Consider the following 6,355-nt stretch of genomic DNA (forward strand, 5'->3'; position numbering starts at 1 on the left):
TTAATACTACTCGTCAGACTGTTTATCGGCGTTATCTTGTTCAGAAACCTGCCCTGCACGCTTTGCTCTCTCAGCATCTTTACTAATAGTTTCATCAACCAAATTAGAAATTCGAATTCCTTCACTTAATGAGCCGTCACGTACAAACTTAACCGCGGGTACCGCACGCATGCGCATTCTACTGGCTAATAAAGTACGAATGAAACCTTTATTATCTTGTAATATCTCTAAATAATTTTTAATTTGTTCTTCGTCATTTTCAAAAAAAGTGACAAATATTTTGGCGTAAGCTAAATCTCTCGACACTTCTACTGCCGACACAGTTACCATGCCTAATCTTGGATCACGATTTTTAAATTCGTTCTGTAAAATACTGGCAATCTCTTTATGAATTTGTTGACCGACTCTATCGGTTCTGGAAAATTCTCTAGCCATCTTTTTTTCTCCCGACATCATTAAATGTCTTAACAAACAAAACGGAGGCCGCAGCCTCCGTTTACTCTACTTTAACTGCATTTAGTTAAACCTATAATAAATTATAGTTCGCGTTTAACTTCAACAATTTCAAATACTTCGATTTGGTCACCGGCTTTAACGTCATTGTAGTTTTTAACACCGATACCACATTCAACGCCATTACGAACTTCTTGCACGTCGTCTTTAAAGCGTCTAAGTGATTCAAGTTCACCTTCGTAAATTACTACGTTGTCACGTAATACACGAATAGGATTACTACGTTTAACCACACCTTCTGTTACCATACAACCGGCGATAGCGCCGATTTTAGGCGATTTAAATACGTCACGTACTTCAGCCAAACCAATGATTTCTTGTTTGAATTCTGGCGCTAACATACCACTCATGGCCTGCTTCACTTCGTCAATCAAACTATAGATAACACTGTAATAACGTAAATCTATTTCTTCAGCTTCTACAATCTTACGAGCAGATGCATCAGCACGCACATTAAAACCAACAACAATTGCACTTGAAGCAGCAGCTAAGCTAGCGTCAGTTTCAGTGATACCACCTACACCACTACCAACAATGTTCACTTTCACTTCGTCAGTAGACAACTTAGTCAACGAGTCAGAAATAGCCTGGATTGAACCTTGAACATCAGCTTTAAGTACCACGTTCAACTCGCTCACATCGCCTGCTTCCATGTTAGCAAACATGTTTTCTAACTTAGCTTTTTGTTGCTTGGCTAATTTCACTTCACGTTGTTTAGTGTGACGCTTAGTAGCCACTTCACGAGCTTTACGCTCATCTTGTACCACAAGTGCATTTTCGCCAGCCATTGGTACACCAGATAATCCTAAGATTTCAACTGGAGTAGAAGGACCTGCAAGCTTAACGTCTTTACCGTTTTCATCACGCATAGCTCGAATACGTCCGTATTCTTCACCACATAACATAATGTCACCGGCTTTAAGCTCGCCTTCTTGAATAAGTACTGAAGCGACTGGACCACGTCCTTTATCAAGACGAGATTCAATTACGAGACCTTTAGCTGGACCAGTTGGTACAGCTTGTAAATCTAATACTTCAGCTTGTAAGTTAATCGCTTCTAACAACTCATCAACGCCTTGACCGGTTTTAGCAGAAACGTTAACGAACTGATGTTCACCGCCCCACTCTTCTGAAATTACATCGATTTGTGATAATTCAGTTTTAACACGATCTAAGTCAGCCGCTTCTTTATCGATTTTATTAACCGCAACAATTAACGGCACACCTGCTGCATTAGCATGTTGTACCGCTTCTTTTGTTTGTGGCATCACACCATCATCAGCAGCAACCACCAAAATAACGATATCAGTTGCGGTAGCACCGCGTGAACGCATAGCGGTAAACGCAGCGTGACCCGGTGTATCTAAAAATGCAATTCGACCATTGTCAGTTTCAACACTGTAAGCACCAATATGCTGAGTAATACCACCTGCTTCACCGTCAGCCACTTTGGCACGACGAATGTAATCAAGCAATGAAGTTTTACCATGGTCAACGTGGCCCATAATTGTCACAACTGGAGCACGACTTGACTTTTCACCACCTGTAGCGTCTGCGATCAATTCATCTTCTAATGCATTGTCGTTAACTAATTCATATTTGTGACCCATTTCTTCTACTACTAAGACAGCAGTTTCTTGGTCTAACACATGGTTAATGGTTACCATTTCACCCATTTTCATTAGGGTTTTAATTACTTCAGTGGCTTTTATAGCTAACTTGCTACCAAGTTCACCAACCGTGATGGTTTCACCTAACTTAACAATGCGCTCTACTGGAGTAGCAGGCTTATTAAAGGCATGTTTAAGTTCAGAACCCGCATTTTTCTTAGACTTCTTACGTCTACGACCACCACGCTCTGACCTAATATCATCTACATCTTCTGCTTCTTGAGCGTAACGATTTGAATGCACATGCACTTCTTCTTTTTCTTGTTTCTTACGACGCTCTTCTTCTTCTTTCCAACGACGAGAATTTTCTTCGGCTAATTTTTTAGCGTCAGCTGCAGCCTTTTTGGCTTCTTCTTCAAGTTTACGCTGAGTTTCTTCTTCCTGCGCTTTACGAAGCTTTTCTGCTTCAGCTTGAATTTTTTCTTGTTCCGCTTTTTCTTCTGGGCTTAACTGAACTTCTTCAGCTTGACGAGCTTCAGCGGCTTTTTTCGCTTCTTCGGCTCTTTGCGCACGTTCAGCGTCTGCTTTAGCTTTAGCTTCAGCGGCCTTTTTAGCCTTTTCTTCAGCTGCAGCTTTTGCTGCTTCTGCTGCTTTTTGTTCAGCTTCTAATTTAGCTTGTTGCTCTGCCGCTAGACGTTTAGCTTCTTCTTCAGCCATCTTAGCTTCTTCAAGGTCAGTACGTTTAACATAAGTACGTTTTTTACGTACTTCAACATTTACAGATTTAGACTTACCCACACTTAAGGTACTGGTAGTCTTACGTTGTAACGTCATTCGTTTAGGCGCTTCAGAGCCCGTTCCACCGTGTTGCTTACTTAAAAAGTCTAATAACTGACGTTTTTCATCTTCAGTTACTTGCGCACCAGCAACTTTAGTAATACCTGCACTTTTAAACTGTTGAACCAAACGTTCAACTGAAGTGCCTATATCAGTGGCGAGTTTTTCTATGGATACTTCTGCCATATTGGTATTCCTCCTGGTGTTCTATTTATTCTTCATTAAACCAAACGATATTACGTGCAGCCATGATTAACTCACCGGCTTTTTCTTCGCTTAGTTCTTCTATATCTGAAATCTCATCAGTACCTTGTTCTGCAAGGCCTTCTAGATCGGTAATGCCGCGACTTGCCAACATGTAAGCTAAATGTCTATCCATGCCTTCTAGATTTAACAACTCTTCTTTTGGCTCAGCAGCTTCCAAAGTTTCTTCTGTGGCTAATGCACGTGTAGTTAAAGTAGCTTTAGCGCGGCCTCGAAGCTCTTCAACCATCTCTTCGTCCAAACCTTCTATTTCTAGAAGCTCATTGATAGGAACATAAGCTATTTCTTCAAGAGTAGTGAAACCTTCATCCACTAATACAGTGGCAAAGTCTTCATCGATATCTAAACCTGCAGTGAATACACCTAATACTTTGGCATTTTCTTCTTCATGTTTAGATGCCAAATCTTCAGTAGTCATCACGTTTAATTCCCAGCCAGTCAATTGGCTGGCTAAACGAACGTTTTGACCACTACGACCAATAGCTTGAGCTAAATTATCTGATTCTACTGCCACATCCATTGATTGCTTATCTTCATCAACAACAATTGATGATACTTCTGCTGGCGCCATAGCATTGATAACGAATTGAGCTGGATTATCATCCCAAAGAACGATATCAACACGCTCACCGCTTAGTTCACCGGATACAGCTTGCACACGTGAACCACGCATACCAACACAAGCACCAACAGGATCTAAACGTTTATCGTTAGTTTTCACTGCAATTTTTGCTCTAGAGCCTGGATCACGAGCCGCACCTTTAATTTCTAAGGTTTCTTCTGCGATTTCTGGCACTTCTAGGCGGAACAATTCAACTAGCATATCTGGGTGAGTACGGCTAATAAATAACTGTGCTCCACGTGCTTCAGGGCGAATAACATAAAGCAAACCACGTACCCTATCACCCGGACGGAAAGTTTCCCGAGGTAACATATCATCACGGTAGATAACACCTTCAGCGTTATTACCTAAATCAATAATCACGTTATCACGGTTTACTTTTTTAACAGTACCGGTAACTAATTCGCCTACTTTGTCTTCATACTCAGCAATCATCTGAGCACGTTCAGCTTCACGTACTTTTTGTACTATGACTTGTTTAGCCGTTTGGGTGGTGATCCTATCAAAAGCAATTGATTCGATTTGATCTTCAACATAATCACCTAATTGAATATCTGGTTCATCAATTTGTGCAGCTGAAATTGACATTTCAGCCATAGGATTTTCTTGTTCATGATCGTCTGCCACAACTAACCAACGACGAAAAGTATCAAAGTTGCCACTTTCACGGTCAATACTTACGCGCACTTCAATTTCGCCTTCATTTTTCTTTTTAGTGGCGCTAGCGATAGCAAACTCTAAAGCTTCAAAGATTTTTTCTCTTGGAACTTGTTTTTCATTTGATACGGCTTCCGCCACTAACAAAATTTCTTTATTCATTCTTGCCTCACTGATTACTTTCTTACGAAAGTCCTTTTCAGGTCGCTTTTTTCACCAAAACACCTTGATCAAACATGATCAAACTATCTTAATCAAAAGAAGGGACTAGATTACCTTTCTCTATATTTGCAATAGCCAACACATGTGTTTGGTTATCAATTTCTAACGTTAGATTGCCTGACTCGCACGCTAACACTTTACCTTTAAAATTACGTCTATCACCTACCGGCATTCTTGTTCTGAGGGATACCACTTCATTTAAACAAGCTAAATAGTGCGCTTCTTTAAATAAAGGTCGATCCATACCTGGCGAAGAAACCTCTAAGTTATATTCAGTACTGATTGGGTCTTCAACATCCAATACAGCACTAACTTGGTGACTCACCTCAGCGCAATGTTCTACACCAATCCCATCAGGATGATCGATATAAATACGCAAAGTTGAATGTTTACCTGCACGGACAAATTCAACTCCCACCATTTCAAAACCTAAAGCTTCTACAGGTGCAGTTAACATGTCTGTCAGCTTTTGTTCGAGTTGCGACAAAGCTTTGCTCCAAAAACAAAAAAAGGGCCAAATGCCCAGAATAGATCATGTATAAATATTGCTAAATAGATAATAAAAAACCCCGTACAAGCGAGGTTTTCAAAATTCTGGACCCTAGATTATTTATAAATACTCACCAAAGGCAAAGTTACTTACAAATAATATGTAAAACATTCAATTTGAAACTGCATAGAAACAATCTAAACAAATATTTTACATCAGAGAAGACGTTACTTTCATTAACCGAGGGAGTTCGTCTCTAAAGTTGGGCGCATTATACGTACCAGCAATATTCATTGCAAGGACAGTATTAATTTACGCTAGAACTTTATGCTAGCAAAACATAAAAAACCTAGATTAAGTCCAGCTACAAAAAAGGCCTCGAATAATCGAGGCCTTAAATGTGGTTGCGGGAGCAGGATTTGAACCTACGACCTTCGGGTTATGAGCCCGACGAGCTACCAGACTGCTCCATCCCGCGCCTGAATATTCTTTTAAGTTAGTGGCTTAATCAGCCCCTGTCCCAAAGGAGGGCGTATTATACATAGCCTTAAACCTGACGCAAGATTAACTTAGTAAAAATAAACAAAATATCCAAAAAAAACCATTTTCGTTTAAATATCAAACAAAACCTGTATTTTTAACAATCAAGTACATAACTTAGGTCTGGTTAAAATACGTTTTGCATCTTTTCAGCTAGTTTAAAATCTAGTTCGGTTATTGCTTGGGCGTCATGAGTTATAAGCTGAACTTGCACTTTATTATATACATTCGACCATTCAGGATGATGATTCAGCTTTTCGGCATAGATAGCGACTTTAGTCATCCAAGCAAAGGCATTCACAAAATTATTAAATTGAAAAGTTTTGGTTAATTTAGAATCTTCGATTATCCAGTGTTGTTCGATAGCCAGATCTTGATTCAACTTATTTATTTCACTCTTTATTTGCTGGTTGTTCACACTTTACTCCTTACTAATACGTTTATATTCTCAATAGTATAACTTCACATACCTAAGTATTCACACGTAGATTTTTTAATCAAATTAATTGAGCTTTAATACACACATCGGAAGCAAACATCACTTCCAAACAAATCCAATTAACTTAACTAAAAAGAGAATTTAACCATGTTGAAAATAGT

Annotated in this window: 5 protein-coding genes and 1 tRNA gene; all 6 read right to left on the bottom strand. The window is 39.4% G+C overall.

The genetic code is table 11. From position 1 onward, the window contains the following. Positions 1-6 precede the first annotated feature (6 nt). Positions 7-435: a 30S ribosome-binding factor RbfA gene (rbfA, locus tag L0668_RS20185; RefSeq protein ID WP_235314542.1), complete on the bottom strand. Its 429-nt coding sequence runs from the start codon at positions 433-435 to the stop codon at positions 7-9. 101 nt (positions 436-536) lie between these two features. Further along, positions 537-3,146 carry a translation initiation factor IF-2 gene (infB, locus tag L0668_RS20190; protein WP_235314543.1) on the bottom strand — a complete coding sequence of 870 codons (2,610 nt, stop codon included), beginning with the start codon at positions 3,144-3,146 and terminating at the stop codon, positions 537-539. 25 nt (positions 3,147-3,171) lie between these two features. Continuing rightward, positions 3,172-4,665, bottom strand: coding sequence for a transcription termination factor NusA (nusA, locus tag L0668_RS20195; protein WP_235314544.1), 1,494 nt, complete (start codon positions 4,663-4,665; stop codon positions 3,172-3,174). A gap of 88 nt (positions 4,666-4,753) precedes the next feature. Continuing rightward, positions 4,754-5,212, bottom strand: a complete 459-nt coding sequence (gene rimP / locus L0668_RS20200; protein ID WP_235314545.1) for a ribosome maturation factor RimP — start codon at positions 5,210-5,212, stop codon at positions 4,754-4,756. Between the two features lie 404 nt (positions 5,213-5,616). After that, a tRNA-Met gene (locus L0668_RS20205) sits at positions 5,617-5,693 on the bottom strand. A 189-nt stretch (positions 5,694-5,882) separates the two neighbouring features. Beyond that, a complete protein-coding gene (locus L0668_RS20210) occupies positions 5,883-6,173 on the bottom strand; it encodes a 4a-hydroxytetrahydrobiopterin dehydratase (protein WP_235314546.1) in 291 nt (96 codons plus the stop codon). Between the last annotated feature and the right edge of the window lie 182 nt (positions 6,174-6,355).

Source organism: Paraglaciecola algarum (assembly GCF_021532655.1).
In the GTDB taxonomy this organism is placed as follows: Bacteria; Pseudomonadota; Gammaproteobacteria; order Enterobacterales; family Alteromonadaceae; genus Paraglaciecola; species Paraglaciecola algarum.

Excerpts from the sequence above, each read along its gene's own strand:
- rbfA (WP_235314542.1), bottom strand. The coding sequence starts at position 435 with ATGGCTAGAGAATTTTCCAGAACCGATAGAGTCGGTCAACAAATTCAT.
- nusA (WP_235314544.1), bottom strand. The coding sequence starts at position 4,665 with ATGAATAAAGAAATTTTGTTAGTGGCGGAAGCCGTATCAAATGAAAAA.
- infB (WP_235314543.1), bottom strand. The coding sequence starts at position 3,146 with ATGGCAGAAGTATCCATAGAAAAACTCGCCACTGATATAGGCACTTCA.